General features: G+C 72.2%; 16 protein-coding genes. 12 read left to right on the top strand and 4 right to left on the bottom strand.

The genetic code is table 11. The features are described from left to right. Window positions 1-26: 26 nt before the first annotated feature. The 5 genes from leuS (at window position 27) to holA (ending at window position 8,526) form a co-directional block, all read left to right on the top strand. On the top strand, window positions 27-2,534 hold the full coding sequence (gene leuS, locus CEQ11_RS08280; protein ID WP_088478298.1) for a leucine--tRNA ligase: 2,508 nt from the start codon (window positions 27-29) through the stop codon (window positions 2,532-2,534). Window positions 2,535-2,562: 28 nt separating this feature from the next. Continuing rightward, entirely contained in the window at window positions 2,563-3,678 is a 1,116-nt protein-coding gene (locus CEQ11_RS08275) for a DegV family protein (RefSeq protein WP_088478297.1), read from the top strand. 39 nt (window positions 3,679-3,717) lie between these two features. Then, window positions 3,718-4,773 carry a helix-hairpin-helix domain-containing protein gene (locus CEQ11_RS08270; protein ID WP_088478296.1) on the top strand — a complete coding sequence of 352 codons (1,056 nt, stop codon included), beginning with the start codon at window positions 3,718-3,720 and terminating at the stop codon, window positions 4,771-4,773. A 367-nt stretch (window positions 4,774-5,140) separates the two neighbouring features. After that, on the top strand, window positions 5,141-7,486 hold the full coding sequence (locus tag CEQ11_RS08265) for a ComEC/Rec2 family competence protein (RefSeq protein ID WP_127913479.1): 2,346 nt from the start codon (window positions 5,141-5,143) through the stop codon (window positions 7,484-7,486). Window positions 7,487-7,503: 17 nt separating this feature from the next. Then, on the top strand, window positions 7,504-8,526 hold the full coding sequence (gene holA, locus CEQ11_RS08260; protein ID WP_088478985.1) for a DNA polymerase III subunit delta: 1,023 nt from the start codon (window positions 7,504-7,506) through the stop codon (window positions 8,524-8,526). A gap of 301 nt (window positions 8,527-8,827) precedes the next feature. On the opposite strand, the gene rpsT is transcribed toward holA, so the two are convergent. After that, window positions 8,828-9,094, bottom strand: a complete 267-nt coding sequence (rpsT, locus tag CEQ11_RS08255) for a 30S ribosomal protein S20 (protein ID WP_067191612.1) — start codon at window positions 9,092-9,094, stop codon at window positions 8,828-8,830. Between the two features lie 303 nt (window positions 9,095-9,397). Next, entirely contained in the window at window positions 9,398-9,805 is a 408-nt protein-coding gene (locus tag CEQ11_RS08250; RefSeq protein ID WP_193763009.1) for a type II toxin-antitoxin system PemK/MazF family toxin, read from the bottom strand. A 263-nt stretch (window positions 9,806-10,068) separates the two neighbouring features. Between CEQ11_RS08250 and lepA the strand changes: the two genes are divergently transcribed. Both lepA and hemW read left to right on the top strand, forming a co-directional pair. Beyond that, window positions 10,069-11,925: a translation elongation factor 4 gene (gene lepA, locus CEQ11_RS08245; protein ID WP_067191615.1), complete on the top strand. Its 1,857-nt coding sequence runs from the start codon at window positions 10,069-10,071 to the stop codon at window positions 11,923-11,925. Window positions 11,926-11,928: 3 nt separating this feature from the next. Further along, the gene (gene hemW / locus CEQ11_RS08240) at window positions 11,929-13,209 is read left to right on the top strand and encodes a radical SAM family heme chaperone HemW (RefSeq protein WP_088478294.1); all 1,281 of its coding nucleotides are present in this window, start codon (window positions 11,929-11,931) and stop codon (window positions 13,207-13,209) included. A gap of 219 nt (window positions 13,210-13,428) precedes the next feature. Here the strand turns inward: hemW and CEQ11_RS13155 are convergent, their stop codons facing one another. Together CEQ11_RS13155 and CEQ11_RS08230 are read right to left on the bottom strand one after the other, a co-directional pair. After that, window positions 13,429-14,148 carry a DUF4870 domain-containing protein gene (locus CEQ11_RS13155; protein ID WP_227718809.1) on the bottom strand — a complete coding sequence of 240 codons (720 nt, stop codon included), beginning with the start codon at window positions 14,146-14,148 and terminating at the stop codon, window positions 13,429-13,431. 104 nt (window positions 14,149-14,252) lie between these two features. Beyond that, window positions 14,253-15,122 (bottom strand): DUF3097 domain-containing protein, encoded by an 870-nt coding sequence (locus CEQ11_RS08230; RefSeq protein WP_088478293.1) that lies wholly within the window; start codon window positions 15,120-15,122, stop codon window positions 14,253-14,255. Between the two features lie 184 nt (window positions 15,123-15,306). On the opposite strand from CEQ11_RS08230, the gene hrcA reads away from it, so the two are divergent. The 5 genes from hrcA to ybeY all read left to right on the top strand — a co-directional run bounded on the left by hrcA (window position 15,307) and on the right by ybeY (window position 19,896). Further along, window positions 15,307-16,320: a heat-inducible transcriptional repressor HrcA gene (gene hrcA / locus CEQ11_RS08225; protein ID WP_088478292.1), complete on the top strand. Its 1,014-nt coding sequence runs from the start codon at window positions 15,307-15,309 to the stop codon at window positions 16,318-16,320. Between the two features lie 102 nt (window positions 16,321-16,422). Then, complete coding sequence (gene dnaJ, locus CEQ11_RS08220) at window positions 16,423-17,547, top strand: molecular chaperone DnaJ (protein WP_088478291.1); 1,125 nt, start codon at window positions 16,423-16,425, stop codon at window positions 17,545-17,547. Between the two features lies 1 nt (window position 17,548). Continuing rightward, window positions 17,549-18,301 carry a 16S rRNA (uracil(1498)-N(3))-methyltransferase gene (locus CEQ11_RS08215; protein ID WP_088478290.1) on the top strand — a complete coding sequence of 251 codons (753 nt, stop codon included), beginning with the start codon at window positions 17,549-17,551 and terminating at the stop codon, window positions 18,299-18,301. 61 nt (window positions 18,302-18,362) lie between these two features. Beyond that, window positions 18,363-19,433, top strand: a complete 1,071-nt coding sequence (locus CEQ11_RS08210) for a PhoH family protein (RefSeq protein ID WP_088478984.1) — start codon at window positions 18,363-18,365, stop codon at window positions 19,431-19,433. Next, window positions 19,423-19,896, top strand: coding sequence for an rRNA maturation RNase YbeY (gene ybeY / locus CEQ11_RS08205; RefSeq protein ID WP_067191912.1), 474 nt, complete (start codon window positions 19,423-19,425; stop codon window positions 19,894-19,896). Before CEQ11_RS08210 ends, ybeY begins: the two co-directional genes overlap by 11 nt. Window position 19,897: the final 1 nt, after the last annotated feature.

The raw sequence follows: 19,897 nt of genomic DNA, 5'->3' as shown, positions 1-19,897 counted from the left end.
CCCCATCGACGAAGGACCCCACGAGCGTGACCGCATCCAACCCCACTCCGGACACCCCGCAGATCCCGGAGGACGCCGAGTACTCGTTCCGCGAGGTCGAGGCCCGTTGGGCCGGCTACTGGGAGGCCGCGCGCACCTACGCGCCCCTCGAGGACGGACGTGAGCGCCGCACCGTGGTGGACATGTTCCCGTACCCCTCCGGCGACCTGCACATGGGCCACGCCGAGGCGTTCGCCATGGGAGACGTGAAGGCCCGCCACTGGATGCAGCAGGGCTATGACGTGCTCCACCCGATCGGCTGGGACTCCTTCGGCCTGCCCGCCGAGAACGCCGCCATCAAGCGCAACGCACACCCGGCGGAGTGGACCTACGCGAACATCCAGACGCAGAAGAACTCCTTCCAGCGCTACGGCATCGCCGTGGACTGGGATCGCGAGCTGCACACCTCGGACCCGGAGTACTACCGCTGGACCCAGTGGCTGTTCCAGCAGTTCTACAAGCGCGGCCTGGCGTACCGGAAGGACTCGCCGGTCAACTGGTGCCCGCAGGACCAGACCGTGCTCGCCAACGAGCAGGTTGTGGACGGCGCCTGTGAACGCTGCGGTGCCGAGGTCACCAAGCGCACGCTGAACCAGTGGTACTTCAAGATCACCGAGTACGCGGACGCCCTGCTGGACGACATGGCCCAGCTGGAGGGCCGCTGGCCCGAGCGCGTGCTCGCCATGCAGCGCAACTGGATCGGCCGCTCCACCGGCGCCCACGTGGACTTCCAGGTGGACGCGGACGGCCCGGTCGTCACCGTGTTCACCACCCGCCCGGACACCCTGTTCGGAGCGACCTTCATGGTGGTGGCCGCGGATTCGCAGCTGGCCCTGGGCCTCGTCACCGAGGACAGGCGCGCCGAGTTGGAGGCCTACCGCGAGGACCTGAAGAAGGTCTCCGAGATCGAGCGCCAGGCCACGGACCGTACCAAGACCGGTGTGGACCTCGGCCGCACCGCCGTGAACCCGCTGACCGGGCAGTCGCTGCCGATCTGGGCCTCGGACTACGTGCTGGCGGACTACGGCACCGGCGCCATCATGGCCGTGCCCGCGCACGACCAGCGCGACCTCGACTTCGCCCGCGCCATGGACCTGCCGGTCCGCATGGTCGTGGACACCGGCGAGGAGGACCCCGCTGTCTCTGGCGTCGCCACCGCCGGCGAGGGCATCCTGGTCAACTCCGGCGAGCTGGACGGCCTGACGAGCACCGACGCGATCGCCAGGGCCATCGAGATCCTCGAGGCCAAGGGCACCGGCCGCGGCACCACCAACTACCGCCTGCGCGACTGGCTGCTGTCCCGCCAGCGCTTCTGGGGCACCCCCATCCCCGTGGTGCACTGTGAGGACTGTGGTGAGGTGCTCGTGCCGGAGGAGCAGCTGCCGGTGACCCTGCCGACCGACCTCAAGGGCGAGCAGCTCGCCCCGAAGGGCCAGTCCCCGCTGGCCGCCGCCGACGCCTGGGTCACCGTGGACTGCCCGGACTGCGGGAAGCCGGCCCGCCGCGACTCGGACACCATGGACACGTTCGTGGACTCCTCCTGGTACGTGCTCCGCTATGCCTCCCCGCGGGACGACACCGCCGTGTTCGACGCGCAGGCCGTGGCCGACTGGATGCCGGTGGACCAGTACGTCGGTGGCGTGGAGCACGCGATCCTGCACCTGCTGTACGCCCGCTTCTTCACCAAGGCGCTGCATGACATGGGCCTGGTGCCGTTCACCGAGCCGTTCACGGCGCTGCTGAACCAGGGCCAGGTGCTCAACGGCGGCAAGGCCATGTCCAAGTCCCTGGGCAACGGCGTGGACCTCGGCGAGCAGCTGGACACCTTCGGCGTGGACGCCGTCCGCCTGACCATGGTGTTCGCCTCGCCGCCGGAGGACGACGTGGACTGGGCCGACGTGGCCCCCGCCGCCGCGGGCAGGTTCCTCGCCCGCGCCTGGCGACTGGCGCGCGACGTGCGCGCCGGCGGCGCCCCGGTGGGCGCGGACGTCTCCGCCGCGGAGGCCACCGCGCTGCGCTCGGCCACCCACAAGACCATCGCCGAGTCCTCCAAGCTGCTGGACGAGGGCAAGTTCAACGTGGTCATCGCCAAGACCATGGAGCTGGTCAACGCCACCCGCAAGGAGATCGACAACGGCGCCGGCGCCGGCGATCCGGCCGTCCGCGAGGCCGCCGAGGCCGTCGCCAAGCTGCTCAGCCTGTTCTCCCCGTACACCGCGGAGGACATGTGGGTCATGCTCGGCCACACCCCGTCCGTGGTGCGCTCCGGGTGGCCCGAGGTGGACGAGTCCCTCCTGGTGGAGGACACCGTCACCGCCGTGGTCCAGGTCAAGGGCAAGGTCCGCGACACCCTCGAGGTGCCGGCCGACATCTCCGAGGCCGACCTCGAGGCCGCCGCCCGCGCCTCCGAGAAGGTCCAGCGGTTCATCGGTGACGCCGAGATCGTCAAGGTGATCGTCCGCGCGCCGAAACTGGTCAACCTCGTCATCCGCTGATGGAGGCCGGCCGAGGAGAGGAGCCGCGGTGACGTCCGTGCTGCAGTGGCAACAGGACTACCAGGCGCGTGTGCGTGCCCGCCGGTCCCGGCTGGCCGGGCGGGTGCGCTACGGTCTGAAGCCGCCGCGCCGCGACCGCACGGCGATCGTCACCGACTCCTCGGCCGCCATCCCGTCGTCGGTGCTGGAGCACCCGCTGGCCGCGGGGCTGCGTCAGATCCCCATGCCCGTCATGGTGGGGGAGCAGATCTACACGGAGGGCTCGGAGGAGCTGCACCAGGAGCTGCCGTTCGCCCTGGCCGCCAACCTGCCGGTGCGGACCTCCCGCCCGTCCCCGGGCGGGTTCGAGGAGACCTACCGCGAGCTCGAGGCCGCCGGGTACGCGCGGATCGTCTCGGTGCACATCTCCGGCGGCCTGTCCGGGACGGTCGAGGCCGCGAAGATGGCCGCGACGCGTGTGTCGATACCCGTCGAGGTGGTGGACTCCCGGTCCGCAGGCATGGCCCTGGGCTTCATGGTCATGGAGGCCGCCGTCCGGGCCGGCTTCGGGCTGCCGGTCGAGGGGATCGTCGAGTACCTGCAGGGCGCCGGCGAGCAGTCCCTGGTGATGTTCACCGTGCCGAACCTCGAGCAGCTGCGCCGCGGCGGCCGGATCAGCGCGCTGAAGGGCCTGATCGGTTCGATGTTCCAGGTCAAGCCCGTGCTGGCGCTGCGCGACGGGACGATCTGCCTGGTGGAGCGGGCCCGGTCCTTGGACGCCGCCGTGGACCGCATCGCCGCCGCCGTACAGGCCAAGGCCGAGGCGGAGCCCTGCGGGATCGCCGTCCACGGCTACGGCAATCGGCCTGCCGCGGAGGCACTGGCCGCACGCCTGCAGCCGTTCTCGCAGACCCCGATCCCCGTGGTGGACTTCCCGGCTGTGCTCGCCGCCCACCTCGGCCTCGGCGGCCTCGGCGTGATCGCCACCCCGTTGCTTGAGGGGGACGACGCAGCGGACGTCGGCGGCTCCGGGGCCGGCGGTGCGGGCGCTGTCGACGCCAGTGCCGAGGGCGCGTCGGTCGCGACGAGGGAGGACACGCCCAAGGAGCCGTCCGTTCCTGCACAGGCGACCGACCCGGCCGAACCATCCACAGACGAGGCCTGAGCCCGGCAGAGGGGCAGTCCGGGAGGGCACCGTGGACGCATGAGTCCACAGCCGCAGCAGTCCGCACCCGCATCCGAGCAGAGTCTGATTCCCGACGACGGGCCCTCGCCTTTCCCGGATCCCTCACCCGGCGCTGTGCGCACCGGGTTCGTCGACGACCCCGTGGCGGCCTCGGCCTGGGAGGAGGAACCGCCGCGGGTCCCCGTGTTCCGCTGGCGTCTGGTCGGCAGCGCGGTCATGGTGCTGGTGGTGGCGGTGGCCGCGTGGTGGGCGGTGACCTGGCTGATGCGTCCGTCCGCGCCGGAGCCGGTTCCGGTGGACACGCAGGCGCGGCATGGCGTCGGGGCCGAGGGCCGTGCCGGGGACGGAAGGACCGGTGACCGCGACGGGCCCGGTGGAGGTGAGGATCCGTCGTCGGCAGGCGCAGGCGGTGAGGCCGAGGGCGCCGCAGCAGGCGGCGACCGAGCCACGGGGCAGCAGCCGAGAAAGGCCGCAGACGGCGAGGGGGAGGCGACCGACGAGGACGGTGGGCACCAGAGCCGGGTGCGGGTGCACGTGATCGGCGAGGTGCGGTCGCCGGGGGTGGTGACCGTGCCTGCCGATGCACGGACCGCCGATGCCATCGCCGCCGCGGGCGGGACCACGCCTGCCGCACAGGCCGAGCGGATCAACCTGGCGGCTCCGCTTCTCGACGGGCAGCAGGTGCTCGTGCCGTCAGAGCAGACGTCCGAGGAACAGCTCGAGTCCGTGCAGGCCCAGGCGCATGCGGTGGCCGGTGAGGTGGACTCGAACGCCCGCGACGATGCGGTGGTGGGTGGTGCCGACGGTGAGGCGGGAGCCGGCGCTGCCGCGGACGGGGCCATGGGCCCGGGACCAGAGGCACAGGACGGCGGCGCGGGTGAGGGGGAGGTTGACCTGAACACCGCGGACAGCAGTGCGCTGCAGACGCTGCCCGGGGTCGGGCCGGCCACGGCGGAGAAGATCATCGCGCACCGGGAGCAGGTGGGGGATTTCCAGTCCCTGACGGACCTGGACGCGGTCTCCGGCATCGGCCCGGCGACGCTCGAGCGGCTCGCGCCGCTGGTGACCTGGTGAGCAGCGCGTGAATCGGCGACTGCCCGCCGCGATCGACGCCCGCTGGGCGCCGGCCCTGGTGACGGCGTTGGCGGTCGGGAATCTGGCGCCGCAGTGGACGTCGACGGGGACCACGCTGGTCTCTGTCGGGCTGGTGGCGGTCGCGATCGCCGCGGCGGTGACGGCGGTCGGGCTGAGGGGTCGTGCGAGGACTGCCGTGCCGCCAGCGACGCCGCAGGAGCGGGGGGCGGCTGCGGCGGCGCGGGAGCGTGGGGCGGCTGCGGGGACGCGGGAGCGTGGAGCGGCTGCGGGGACGCGGACGGCGGCCGGGGCCCTCGCGGTGGCGGCGGCCGTCGGAGCGCTGGTCTCGCAGTCGGTGGCGCTGCGCGTGGGAGAGGAGGAGCGCATCGGCTGGGCGCAGACCCTGCAGGCCGAGCAGCCCGTGCGCGTGGCCCTGCAGATCAGCACAGACCCGCGGGAGCTCGCCTCCGCCTACGGTGCCCGGCGTGCTGCGGTCACCGTGGACGTCACCGCCTTCGGACCGGACCAGCAGGGCATGGCGGAGACCACCTCCGCCGTGCTCACCGGGCCAGAGGGCTGGCTGGAGGCCGCACCGGGGGAGTCCGTCTGCGCGGTGGTCGAACCGCGGCGTGAGGACGGCACCGTGTTCCTGCGCGCCACCGCCGACCCCCGCCCGGCCCCCTGTGTCCGTGAGAACCCCGACGGCGAGCGCCCCGGCTCCCGCCCGGCCGCCCACGGCGGGGACGGCGTCGTGTCGCCTGACGCCGGCGGCGGCCGAGAGCGCCTGCGTGCCGCCTTCCGGGACCAGGCCGACGGCACCCTCGGCACCGCCGGCGAGCTGATCCCCGGCCTCGTCCTGGGTGACCGCAGCGCCCAGAGCCCGGAGACCGACCAGGCGATGAAGGACGCCGGGCTGAGTCACCTGAGCGCCGTCTCCGGTGCGAACTGTGCTCTTCTGGCGGGCGCCGTCACCGGCCTGCTCCGCCTGCTGCGCGTGAACCGGACGGCCGTGTTCGCCGCGGTCATCGCAACGCTGGTCGTGTTCGTGGTGATCGTCGGGCCCGAGCCGTCGGTGCTGCGCGCGGCGGTCATGGGCGGACTCGGGGCCCTGGCGCTGTTCGGCGGGCGCTCACGTCATGCGTTCACGCTGCTCTGCCTGGCTGGGACGGCGGTGGTCGTCGCCGTGCCGGGGCTGGCGACGGAGCCGGCGCTCCAGCTGTCCGTCGCGGCCACGGCCGGCATCATCCTCGGCGCGCGGCCGGCGGAGGCACACCTCTACCGCTTCTTCGGCCATGTCCTGCCGGGCTGGGCCGCCCGCTGGCTCTCGGTCACCCTCGCCGTCACCACCTGTGCCCACCTGGCGTGTCAGCCGATCCTGCTCGCCATGACCGGCACCGTCTCCGCCTACGCGATTCCGGCGAACATGCTTGCCGCACCGGCCGTGGCTCCGATCACCGTGCTCGGCACCGCGGCCGCAGGGCTCGTCCTGGCGCTGCCGCCCGTCTCGGCGGCCCTCGTCTGGGTGATCCAGTTCCCGGCCGCCTACATCGGTCTGGTCGCCCACGTCTGTGCCGGGCTGCCCGGCGCGCTCAGGCCCTGGCCCGAGGGCGGTCTCGGCCTCGTCCTCGCAGTCCTCACCGTGGCCGCGACTGCCGCCCTGTACGCCGTCCTGCTCCTGACCGAACGACGGCGGCACGCCCCCGTGCGCAGGCAGGGCCTCTCCGCTCCCCGGCGGGGTGGGAGGCTGACCGTGTCCGGTGTGCTCGTCGCCGTGCTCATCGCCTCGGGGGCCGGCGGCTACTCCGCCGTGGTCCTGCCCGCCCCCGCCGGTCAGGCTCCCGCAGACTGGGCGGTGGCGTTCTGCGATGTGGGCCAGGGCGACATGGCCGTGTTGCGCAGCGGCCCCGAACGTGCCGTGGTGGTGGACGTCGGTCCCGAGCCGGAGCCGGCGGCAGCCTGCCTGGAGGCGCTCGGCATCGCGCGGGTGGACGCCGTGCTCCTCACCCACCTGCACGCCGACCACACCGGGGGACTGGACGCCGCCATCGCCCTGGGAGCACCCGCCCTGCGCCATGCCACACGCGGCGAGGGCGTCCGGGGCCTCGGGCTGCCCGCCGCGGCCGGTGAGGAGGCAGGCACCGATCCGCCACCGGGCTCCCGCCGCCTGCGCACCGGAGACCGGGAGAGCTCCGGAGACGTGACCTGGCAGGTGCTGCTCGCAGATGAGGACGCCGCCACGGAGAACGACGCCTCCGCCCAGATCCTCGCCACCGTGCAGACCGGCCGCGGTCCGCTGCGCGTCTTCTTCACCGGGGACATCGAGCAGGATGCCGCCGACGCCTGGATCGCCGGACGGCATGAGGATGCCGCGGCGCCGCCGGCGCACGCGCACCTGTACTCCGTCGCCCACCACGGCGCCCGCAACGGCGGGGCCGCCCTGCCCCGGGCCGTCGATGCCGACGCCTACGTGGTCTCCGCCGGACGGGAGAACTCCTACGGCCACCCGCACCCGCAGACCCTGCAGGTCCTGGCCCCGCTGGGAGCGGTGCTGCGCACGGACGAGGCGGGGACCGTCGTCGTGAGCCTCGAGGCGGGCACCGCGGGGGCCCCGGAGCACCCCGTCGACGACGGGACGAGCCCGGCGGTGGCGCAGACCACGGCGCGGCTGCGCTTCCACGCGCTGAGCACAGGGCCGGAGGGCGGGGGCCGATGACCCGTAGGATGGACCGCATGGCCGCAGCCCGCTCCTCCCGCACCGCCCGGTCTCGCGCCGCCGCGAACCCGCTGGCCTGGCGCCAGGCCCGGCCCGGGCCGCTGATGCTGCTCAAGGGCCCCGAGGACTACGCCGCCCGCTGGGTCACCGACCAGGTGGTGAAGGGGCTCAAGCAGCGCCACGAGGCCATCGAGACCCACCGCTTCCGCGCCGCCGAGTACCAGCCTGGCCAGCTGGCCATGGCCGCGAGCCCCTCCCTGTTCGCCGAGCCCACGCTGATCATCGCCGAAGGCCTGGAGTCCATGAACGACGCGTTCCTCACGGACGCCCTGGACCTGGTGACCTCCGGCCCGCCGGCCGTCGACGTCACCGTGGTCCTCCGCCACACCGGCGGCAACCGCGGCAAGAAACTGCTGGACGCCGTCGCGACGGTGGGCACCGTGGTGGAGTGTGCGGCGCTGAAGAAGGACGAGGACAAGATCGCCTTCGTCTACGCCGAGTTCAAGGACCACCGACGCCGCATCGACGAGGAGGCCGCCCGTGCGCTCGTGCAGGCCACCGGCGCCTCGCTCACCGACCTGGCCTCCGCCTGCCACCAGCTGCTCGCGGACACCGAGGGCGCGGTGACCAGGCAGGTGGTGGACCAGTACTACGGCGGCCGCGTGGAGGCCACCAGCTTCGCCGTGGCCGATGCCGCGCTGGAGGGGCATGCCGCCCGCGCCGTCGCGCTGACCAGGCACGCCCTGGCCACCGGCGTCCACCCGGTGATGCTGACCACGGCGCTGGCCATGAAGGCCCGTCAGGTCGCCCGCGTCATCGACTCCCGGGACGCCCCGAACGAGCTCGCCGCCGCTCTTGGTGTGGCCCCGTTCCAGATGAAGTTCATCCAGCAGGCCGCCCGCCACTGGAGCCCCGCCGGGATCGCGCACGCGGTGGAGTGGATCGCCCAGGCCGATGCCGAGGTCAAGGGCGGCTCCCGCAACCCGGACTTCGCCGTCGAGCGCGCGGTGATCCGCGTCTCCACCGGCACCCGCCGCTGAGCCGGCCAGTGCAGCCCCCAGTTCTGCATCGTGGGGATACAACACGGTGGTGAGATCGCTTCAGGAGGCCGTGTTGAGCCCTCACTTGAGAGGGGCGCCCTCACTTGAGAGGAGCAGAGAGTTTCCTGCGGTGCAGGCTGGGCTCCCCGGTACCTCACCCTCCAGAGCTGGCCTCCCCGGTACCTCACCCTCCGGAGGCAGGAGGCGGCGTCGTCGAGATGACGGAGCCGGTGACTGAGCCAGAGACACGAAGGCCCCGTCACCAACCGGTGACGGGGCCTTCGTATGAAGCTTCAGCAGCTCAGGCGTCCATGCCGTTCACGCGTGCGGCGATGCCGGACTTGCGGTTCGCGGCCTGGTTCTTGTGGATGATGCCCTTGGACGCGGCCTTGTCCAGCTTGCGGGAGGCGACCTTGAGCGCCTCCCCGGCGGCGGCCTTGTCACCGGCGGCGACGGCCTGGTCCACAGAGCGGACCGCCGACTTCAGAGCAGACTTCACCGCGACGTTGCGCTGGCGGGCCTTCTCGTTGGTGAGAATGCGCTTCTTCTGAGACTTGATGTTAGCCAAATCAGGTCCTTCATGTTGTCGGTGCCGGCTCGTGGCCGCACCGTCTGTACAGGGGTCGTAGAGGGCATCTCGGGTGCGGCGACTGAGCGGCGTGGGGAGTGCCTTGGTTCTCCGCCCCGAGGGTGTCCGTCGACCGACCGGACACAATGACCACTACCTTACCAGCCAATGGACATCGGGCGGAACCGGGCCCGCTGCGTGTCACAGATTCCTGCGTGTCCCCTCACGCCTCCCGACGACGGCACCCGCCGACGACGGCACTCGCCGCCGGCATGCTCACCGGGCCTCGTCCGGTCAGACATGTCAGCGGCTCCAGCCCCGGCGGTCGGCCAGCGCCTGTGCGACGGCGTCGAACCGTGAGCGGTCCAGCACGCCGCCCTCGCGGCGGACGTCCCGCGGGTCCACGCGGACGATGCGGTCCAGCTTGGCCTCGGACGGGCGCCCCTTCGAGTCCCACGCGCCGGAGCCGATGTCCACGTAGTCCGGGTCGGAGACGTGGTCGTTGTTGCGGTCCTTGGAGGTGAGCATCAGGCCGAGGAGGTGGCCGTCGTCGTGGCCCACGATCAGGACGGGGCGGTCCTTGCCGCGGCCGTCCAGCTCCTCGAACGGGACCCAGGTCCACACGACCTCTCCGGGGCCGGCCTGCGGGCCGGGGACCGGCGCATACTCCACGCGGGTGCGCCCGGTGAAGTCGCCCGGGTAGCGGGACACGCGCTGCTGATCGGTCTGCGCGCCGGTGCCGCGTTGACTCTGCGTGCCGGCGCCGCGCCGACGGGGAGCGGGGCCGTCCCGCGTGGGTCCGGGCCCTGCCGGCGTCCGCCGTCGGCTCGCCCGCGCTGCTGGACGGTGCGGTAGATTCGGCGGGCGAGGGTGACGGCTCGCATGAGGTCGATTCCCATGGAAGCGAGCCTACCGACTCCGCACATGGAAGAATGGGCGGTTGATCCTGGTTCCGCTCGTGAAGGAAGTGCCCTGTGTCGCCTCTGGCGTCTAACCCGCCCGTGCCCTCGCGTACCGATCCCTCGGTGATCCGCAACTTCTGCATCATCGCGCACATCGACCACGGCAAGTCCACCCTGGCCGACCGCATGCTGCAGTGCACCGGTGTGGTCCAGCCGCGCGACATGAAGGCGCAGTACCTGGACCGCATGGACATCGAGCGGGAGCGCGGCATCACCATCAAGTCGCAGGCCGTGCGCATGCCGTGGGAGGTCGACGGCGTCGACTACGCGCTGAACATGATCGACACGCCCGGCCACGTGGACTTCAGCTACGAGGTGTCCCGCTCCCTGGCCTCCTGCGAGGGGGCGATCCTGCTGGTGGACGCCGCCCAGGGCATCGAGGCGCAGACCCTGGCCAACCTGTACCTGGCCATGGAGCACGAGCTCGAGATCATCCCGGTGCTGAACAAGATCGACCTGCCTGCCGCCGACCCGGACCGCTATGCCGCGGAGCTCGCCCAGCTGATCGGCTGCGAGCCGGAGGATGTGCTGCGGGTCTCCGGCAAGACCGGCGTGGGCGTGCCCGAGCTGCTGGACCGGGTGGTGACGTCCCTGCCGGCCCCCGTGGGTCAGGCGGATGCACCGGCCCGCGCCATGATCTTCGACTCGGTCTACGACACCTACCGCGGCGTGGTCACCTATGTGCGCGTGGTGGACGGCAGGCTGACCCCGCGCGAGAAGATCCGCATGATGTCCACCGGTGCCGCCCACGAGCTGCTGGAGATCGGCGTGTCCTCCCCTGAGCCGCAGCCGACCGAAGGCCTCGGTGTCGGCGAGGTGGGCTACCTCATCACCGGTGTGAAGGACGTGCGCCAGTCCAAGGTGGGCGACACCGTCACCCTGGAGTCGGACCCGGCCGAGCAGGAGATCGGCGGCTACCGGGACCCGCAGCCGATGGTGTTCTCCGGCCTCTATCCCATCGACGGCTCCGACTACCCGGTGCTGCGCGACGCGCTGGACAAGCTCAAGCTCAACGATGCCGCCCTGAACTACGAGCCCGAGACGTCTGTGGCGCTCGGCTTCGGCTTCCGTGTGGGCTTCCTGGGCCTGCTGCACCTGGAGATCGTCCGCGAGCGGCTGGAGCGCGAGTTCGACCTGGACCTGATCTCCACCATGCCGAACGTGGTCTACCAGGTCACCACCGAGGACCGCACCGTGGTGGAGGTGACCAACCCGTCCGAGTTCCCGGAGGGCAAGATCCACGAGGTCCGTGAGCCCATGGCCGCGGCGACGATCATCGTGCCGGCCGAGTTCATCGGCGCCGTCATGGAGCTGTGCCAGTCCAAGCGCGGCCACCTGCAGGGCATGGACTACCTGTCCGAGGAGCGCGTGGAGATCCGCTACCGCATCCCGCTGGCGGAGATCGTGTTCGACTTCTTCGACTCCCTGAAGTCCCGCACCAAGGGCTACGCCTCCCTGAACTGGGGAGCGGACGGCGACCAGGCCGCGGACCTGGTCAAGGTGGACATCCTCCTGCAGGGCGACCAGGTGGACGCGTTCTCCGCGATCACCCACCGCGACTTCGCCTACTCCTACGGCACCATGATGACCGCGAAGCTCAAGGAGCTCATCCCGCGGCAGCAGTTCGAGGTGCCGATCCAGGCGGCCATCGGCTCGCGCATCATCGCCCGTGAGAACATCCGCGCGATCCGCAAGGACGTGCTCTCCAAGTGCTACGGCGGCGACATCTCCCGCAAGCGCAAGCTGCTGGAGAAGCAGAAGGAGGGCAAGAAGCGCATGAAGATGGTGGGCACCGTGGAGGTCCCGCAGGAGGCGTTCATCGCCGCGCTGTCCTCGGACTCCTCGTCCGCGGACAAGGGCAAGAAGTAACGCGTGCCCGCCGTCCTGCCGCTCGGTGACCCCGTCCCCGACGACGGACGCCTCCCCTCCTCGTGCGGGGAGGCGGTCCGCCGGTCCCTCGCCGCGGGCGTACCGAGGACCTTCAGCCTGTACGTGCACGTGCCCTTCTGCACGGTGCGCTGCGGCTACTGCGACTTCAACACGTACACCGCCCCGGACCTCGGCCCCGGCGCCTCGCGCGACGACTACGTGGACACGGCCCTGGCGGAGGTGGGGTTCGCACGCAGGGCGCTGGAGGACTCCGGGGTGCCGGCAAGGCCGTTGCACACCGTGTTCTTCGGCGGTGGCACGCCGACGCTGCTGCCGGCGGCGCACCTGGTGCGGATCCTGGACGCCGCGCGCGAGGCGTTTGGGATGGTGGAGGGCGCCGAGGTGACGGTGGAGGCCAATCCCGACACCGTCGACGAGGCCTATCTGCGTGAGCTGGCCGCCGGGGGAGTGACCCGCGTGTCCGTGGGGATGCAGTCGGCGGTCCCGCACGTGCTGGCCACGCTCGAGCGCACCCACCGGCCGGAGAACATCCCGGCCGCCGTGGATGCTGCACGCGCCGCCGGGCTGGACGTGTCCCTGGACCTGATCTACGGCACGCCGGGGGAGTCGCTCGGGGACTGGCGGACCACCGTGGAGACAGCGATCGCCTGCCGCCCGGACCACATCAGCGCCTACTCGCTGATCGTGGAGGAGGGCACCAAGTTCGGCGCACAGGTGGCGCGCGGCCAGGTGGCCGACGTGGACCCGGACGACCAGGCGGACAAGTACCTGCTGGCGGACGAGCTGCTGGAGGCTGCCGGCTTCCGCTGGTACGAGGTCTCCAACTGGGCGCACGACCCGCAAGAGACCGGGGCACACCGCGCGGAGCACAACGTGGCCTATTGGCGAGACATGGACTGGTGGGGCATCGGCCCCGGCTCCCACTCGCACGTGGCCGGCGTCCGGTTCTGGAACGCCAAGCACCCGGCGGCCTACGCGCAGCGCCTGGCCACCGGGGTGACCCCGGCCGTGGGACGCGAGGTGCCGGACGCCGAGGCACGCCTGCTGGAGCAGATCATGCTCCACGTCCGCATGGTCGAGGGCCTGGACGTGCGGGTGCTGGAGCAGGCCGAGGACGGGGGAGCGGCCGCCCGTGCCCGCATCCCGCAGCTGATCGCCGCGGGCCTGATCGACGGCGGCCTGGCCCAGGCCGGCCGGATCGTTCCGACCCTGCAGGGGCGGCTGCGCAACGACCACATCGTGCGCGAGCTCGCCGGCTTCTGAGCGAGCGAGTCGCCGCCCCCGCCCGGCCCTGCGATGTGAGGCAAGGTCCCACCCGCCCCGCCCCGGCGTCGTGGGGGCAAGACACGGTGTTGAGATCGAAGAACGTGGCCGTGTTGCATCCCCACAAGGCCGGGGCCGTGGTGCATCCCCACAACGCCGGGGCCGTGGTGCATCCCCATAACGCCTCAGGCGGGCGCCGTTCGTCTCTGGCAGGCTCGGTCAGCGCAGGATGCGCAGGTTGAACGGGTACCTGTAGGGGCGGCCCTTGTTCACCTGGGAGCCGCCGAGGATGCCGTAGAAGGCCATGACCATCCAGAGCAGCGCACCGATGACGGCGAACACCGGGCCCAGGACGGGCAGCTGGCCGAGGAAGAAGAACACGCCCATGAGCAGGGTCGGCGGGACGGAGAAGTTCAGCGCCTCCTTGGCCTCCTGAGCGGTGAAGGGGCCGCGGTCACGGTAGAGCAGCCAGACGGCCAGCGGGACCATGAAGCCGACGGCCACGCCGAAGTGAGCCAGGGTCGCCCGCTCACGGTCCTGCTTGGCGGTCAGCGGGGCGCCGGGGCCGGAGGAGGCCTCCACCCACGACGGACGGCGGGCGGCCCGCTGCTTCTTGGCCGGGCGCACGGGACGGGCGGGGCGCGGCTCGTCTGGAGCCTCGGTCTTGGTCTTCACGGCAGTGCCGCCACCGGCCACGGCAGCGGCGTGCTTGGGCGCCGGTGCCTCGGGCGTGGCCCGTCGGGAGTCCTCGGCGGCGGCAGGGCCTGCGGCGTGGCGGGCGGAGGCGGGCTTGGGGCGGACGCGGCCGCTGGGGGCGCGGTCCGGCTGAGGGGCCGAGCCCGCCGCTGCGGTCTCCGCCTGCTCCGCGCCGCTGGCCGGGCCCTGCTCGGCAGCAGGCTCGGGGACGCGTCGGGGTGCGCTGCGGTCGGGCTTCGCCACGGTACTCCTCGAAGGGTCGGGGGCTGGCCGGAGACCGACGGTGCGCCCCTGTCTGCCGGCCGGGCGCCCCGCGGTCAGGGGCCGATTCTGCGTCAGTCTATCGCTCAGGCGGTCCCGGGCTCGGTGAGGAAGTCGATGAGTTCCTCCACACGTCCCAGCAGAGAGGGCTCGAGGTCGGCGTAGGTGCGGACCTGGGCCAGCAGCCGCTTCCAGCCCAGGCCCACGTCCTCCTTGGTGCGGTGCGGCCAGCCCAGTGCCTTGAGGATGCCGGTCTTCCAGTCCTGCCCCTTGGGCACCACGGGCCAGGCCTGGATGCCGATGACCTGTGGCTTGATGACCTGCCAGACATCCACGTAGGGGTGGCCGAGGATCAGCACGTTGCCGGCCGCTCCGGGCGTCCGCATCGCATCGGCGGCGATGCGCTCCTCCTTGGAGCCGGGCACCAGGTGGTCCACCAGGATGCCCAGGCGGCGCCGGCCGGACGGCCCGAAGTCGGCGATGGCCCCGGCGAGGTCGTCCACGCCGTGCAGGGGCTCCACCACGATGCCCTCGTGGCGGAGGTCCTCGCCCCAGACCTTCTCCACCAGCTCGGCATCGTGCGCGCCCTCGACCCAGATGCGCGACGCCCGCGCCGTGCGCGCCCGGCTGTTCCCCACGCGCACCGATCCGGATGCGGTGCGCTGCGCGGTCCTCTTCGCCGGCCCGTTGGCACGGGCTTCCGGCACGAGCGTCACGGGTTCGCCGTCGATCCAGAAGCCGCCGCCCAGCGGGAAGGACCTGGTCTTCCCGTGGCGGTCCTCCAGCACCACCACGTGCACGCCGCCGGCGCGCTCCACACGAAGCACGGCTCCGACGAATCCGGTGGCGACGTCCTCCACCACGGTGCCCGGCGCGGCGCCGACGGTCTTGGCCCGCGTGCCGGCGGGTCGCTTCAGCGCGTCGGCGGGTCCGGGTCCCCAGCTGCTCCAGTCCATGCCTGCAGACCCTAGCCACGTCACTGCCCGCTGTGAGCGAACCCGCGCCGACGCGCCGTGAACTCGCAGCCGGATCGCCGTAGGATCAGCACTTGAACCCGGAGAGTGCCAGCCGGTCGGCCATGCCGAGGCACCAGGCGCCTGCACCCCGAGCCCACCCGATCAGGAGAGGAGTCCGGTCCCGATGAGCGAACAGCCGCGCCGCATGCAGGTGCTGCAGGCCATCGTGGAGGACTATGTCGCCCTGCGCGAGCCGGTCGGCTCGAAGGCGCTGGTGGAGCGTCACGGCCTGGGCGTCTCCTCGGCCACGGTCCGCAACGACATGGCGGCCCTGGAGGAGGAGGGCCTCATCATGGCTCCGCACACCTCGGCCGGCCGCATCCCCACGGACAAGGGCTACCGCGTGTTCGTGGACCGCCTCTCCGAGGTGAAGCCCCTGTCCGCCGCCGAGCGCCGTGCCGTCAAGGCGCTGCTGGAGCCGGAGGCGGACATGGAGCAGATGATGGACAACGCGGTCCGGCTGCTGGCGCAGCTGACCCAGCAGGTGGCCATCGCACAGTTCCCCCATGAGGACGGCTCCACCGTGCGGCACCTGGAGCTGGTCTCCCTGGCGCCGGCCCGCGTGCTGGTGGTCCTCATCCTCTCCACGGGGCGGGTGGACCAGCGTGTGGTCGCCACGGAGCACGAGGCCGCGGACGCCACCCTCGCCGCGCTCAAGCAGGTCCTGCTGCAGTCGCTGGACGGGCTCACGCCTGCTCAGGCCTCCGCCGTCCTGGACACGGCCGTGCTGTCCGTCCCGCCGGAGGACCGTCCGCTGGCGGACACGCTCACCGCCGCCGTCCGCCAGCTGCTGGAGGCAGGCCGCCAGGACCGCATCGTCATGGCGGGCACCGCCAACCTCGCGCGGACCCACGGCGACTTCCCGCAGTCCATCGGCCCCATCCTCGAGGCGCTGGAGGAGCAGGTGGTGCTGCTGCGGCTGCTCACGGAGATGGAACAGGACGTGTCCGGCCTCTCGGTCCGCATCGGCTCGGAGAACGCCGGCTCGCTGGCCGACACCTCCGTGGTGGCCGCCTCCTATGGGCCCGGCGCGGTCGCCAAGCTCGGGGTCGTGGGCCCCACCCGCATGGACTATCCGGGCACCATGGCCGCGGTCCGTGCGATCGCCCGCTACCTCTCCCGGATCCTCAGCACCTGAGGGTCGCCGCCTCATCGGGGGGCCTCGCCGCGTCCCGACGACGGCCCCTCACCGCATCCTCGAAACCCCATCTGAAGTCTTCTGGAAGGAAGAGTCCCCACCGTGTCCGACCACTACGAGACGCTCGGCCTGTCCCGCGACGCCTCCCAGGAGGAGATCCGCCGCGCGTACCGGAAGCTGGCCCGCAAGTACCACCCGGATGTGAACCCGGGCGAGGAGGCTGCGGACCGGTTCAAGCAGATCTCCCACGCCTTCCAGGTCCTCAGCGATCCGGACAAGCGCCGCAACTACGACTCCACGGGCAACGAGAACGGCAACGCCGGGTTCGGTGGCTTCGGCCAGGGCGCCGGGGGCTTCGGCTTCGCGGACATCTTCGAGACGTTCATGGGCGCCGCCGGCGGCCAGCGCGGCCCGGCCTCCCGCACCCGCCGCGGGCAGGACGCGCAGATCCGCGCGCAGATCTCCCTCAAGGACGCCGTGTTCGGCGCCGAGACCACCCTGCAGGTGGACACGGCCGTGACGTGCGAGGCCTGCAACGGCTCCTGCTGCGAGCCCGGCACCTCGCCGGAGACCTGCTCCACCTGCCACGGCCAGGGCATGATCCAGCGCCCGGTGCGGTCCGTGCTGGGCACGATCATGACCACCGAGGCCTGCCCCGGCTGCCAGGGGATGGGCACCACCCTGCCGAGCCCGTGCCACGAGTGCCACGGGCAGGGCCGTGTGCGCGCCCGGAAGCCGCTGACCATCAAGGTCCCGGCCGGCGTGGACACCGGCACGCGGATCCACCTGGCCGGCCGCGGCGAAGCCGGCCCCGGCGGCGGTCCCCACGGCGACCTCTACGTGGAGATCGTCGTGGCCCCGGACGCCACCTTCGCCCGTGAGGGTGACAACCTGTCCACCACCGTCACCGTCCCGATGGCCGCCGCGGCCCTCGGCACCACCCTCACCCTGGACACCCTGGACGGCCCCCAGACCGTCACCCTGGCCGAGGGCACCCAGCCCGGCCACGTGGAGGTCCTCAAGGGCCTGGGCGTGGGTCGACTGCGCGGCGTCGGCCGCGGAGACCTGCGCGTGAACGTCCTCGTCGCCACGCCCACCGACCTCACCTCGGAGCAGCGCGAGCTCATGGAGCGCCTGGCCGAGCTGCGCGGCGAGGAGGTCGTCCACGGCGCCAAGCACCAGAAGTCGATGTTCGCCCGGATCCGCGAGAACCTGAAGAACCTCTGACGTGACTGCGCACCTGTTCTACGTGGCCCCCGGGGTCCTCGACGACGGCCGCCCCGGCTCGTCCGTGACCCTCACCGAGGCCGAGGCGCGCCATGCCGCCGGCGCCATGCGCCTGGGACCGGGGGATCCGATCCTCGTGGCCGACACCGTGGGCCGGCGTGCCCACGGGACCGTGGCCGCGGCGGAGAAGGACTCGGTCACCGTCACCGTGGACCAGGTGGAGGACGTCCCGGCACAGCGCCCGGAACTGGTGCTCGTGCAGGCTCTGGCCAAGGGGGACCGGGACACCCTCGCCGTGCAGACGGCCACAGAGCTCGGCGTGGACGCCGTGGTCCCGTGGGAGTCCGAGCGGGCGATCGTGCGCTGGCGCGGCCCCAGGGAGGCCAAGGCCCGGCAGAAGTGGGCCGATGCCCTCCACGCCGCCGCCAAGCAGGCCCGCCGGGCCCGCATTCCCGTCTTGGAGCCCACCGTCACCGGCGCCTCGGTGAGGGACCTCGTCACGGAGGGGACCGTCGTCGTGGTTCTGCACGAGGACGCGACGCAGGGGCTGACCGCCGCGGACGCGGCGGACTGGTCCGAGGCGGAGCGGATCGTGCTGGTGGTGGGCCCGGAGGGCGGGATCTCCGCCGGCGAGCTCGATGCGCTCACGGACGCCGGCGTGCAGCTGCGGCTTCTCGGGCCCAACGTGCTGCGGTCCTCCACGGCGGGACCGGCCGCCATCGCCGTCCTCCAGCACCTGCTCGGACGCTGGTGACGCACGTAGAATGAGCGGACGCGCCACGTTGCCGCCTGCGGCACAGGCGTCCTGCATGCCCCTGACAGCACCTGCGAACCCCGAGGTGATGAACCCCATCGTGACGTCCTCTCACGCCGAGACCCGTCCCACCGTCCCCACCGGCCACCACAGCGTCCACTTCGCGTCCTCGGACCTGATGGTCCGCACGCTCGGACCCCAGGACGCCCTGCTGCGGATCCTGGCCGGCGTGTACCCGCAGGTCGAGGTCTCCGTCCGGGACCAGGAGCTCGGGCTGGACGGCCCGCCCGCCGAGGTCGCCGCGGTGCGCCGGATCGTGGAGGACCTGCGCGGCATCGCCCACAAGGACATCCCCGTCACCGCGGACACCATGGAGCAGGTGGTGACCCTCGTGCGCGGCGGCCGCGCCCCGGCCACCGCCGTCTCCCGCGCCTCCATCCTGTCCGGCCGCGGCCGCACGATCCGGCCGAAGACCGTGAACCAGCAGGAGTACGTGGACGCCATCGACGGCTGCACCATCGTGTTCGGGATCGGCCCGGCCGGCACCGGCAAGACCTACCTGGCCATGGCCAAGGCCGTGCAGGCGCTGCAGGCCAAGGAGGTCAACCGGATCATCCTCACCCGCCCCGCGGTGGAGGCCGGCGAGCACCTGGGCTACCTGCCCGGCGGGCTGTCCGAGAAGATCGACCCCTACCTGCGCCCGCTCTACGACGCGCTGCATGACATGGTGGAGCCCGAGTCCATCCCGCGGCTGATGGAGGCCGGGACCATCGAGGTGGCTCCGCTGGCCTACATGCGCGGCCGCACCCTGAACGACGCGTTCGTGATCCTCGACGAGGCACAGAACACCACCGGCGAGCAGATGAAGATGTTCCTCACCCGCCTCGGCTTCGGGGCGCACATGGTCATCACCGGAGACACCTCCCAGGTGGACCTGCCGCGCGGGACCGCCTCCGGCCTGGCCCAGGCCGTGGAGGTGCTGGAAGGAGTGGACGGGATCGAGATGGTCCGCTTCGACTCGTCGGACGTGGTGCGCCATCGGCTGGTGACCGCGATCGTGGACGCCTACGACACCCTGCGCCCGGAGACCGGCCGCGGCGCCCAGCCCGGAAGGAGCCGCCGTGGCCGTTGAGATCGTGAACGAGTCCGGCATCGACGTGCCGGAACAGGACCTGCTCGCCATGGCGAAGCACGTCTACGCGCGCATGCACGTCCACCCGCAGGCCGAGACCGCGGTGACCGTGGTGGACGCCGCCCGCATGGCCGAACTGCACGTGGAGTGGATGGACCTGGAGGGCCCCACCGATGTGATGAGCCTGCCCATGGACGAGCTCGCCCCCGGCACCGAGGACGCCCCGTCCGAGGGCGTGCTCGGAGACGTGGTGCTGTGCCCGGAGGTGGCCGCCGAACAGGCGGCCCGCGGCGGCCACAGCCGTGACGACGAGCTGATGCTGCTGCTCACGCACGGCATGCTCCACCTGCTCGGCTACGACCACATGGAGCAGGACGAGCGCGCCGAGATGTTCGCGCTGCAGGACCGCCTCGTCGCCGAGGTCCTCGGCCGCCCCGCCCCCGCCCCGACCACCGAGGACTGAG

The organism is Micrococcus sp. FDAARGOS_333 (genome assembly GCF_002206575.2).
GTDB lineage: Bacteria > Actinomycetota > Actinomycetes > Actinomycetales > Micrococcaceae > Micrococcus > Micrococcus lylae.
The sequence above is the reverse complement of the archived record's forward strand: the minus strand, read 5'-3'. Positions and strand labels throughout refer to the sequence as shown.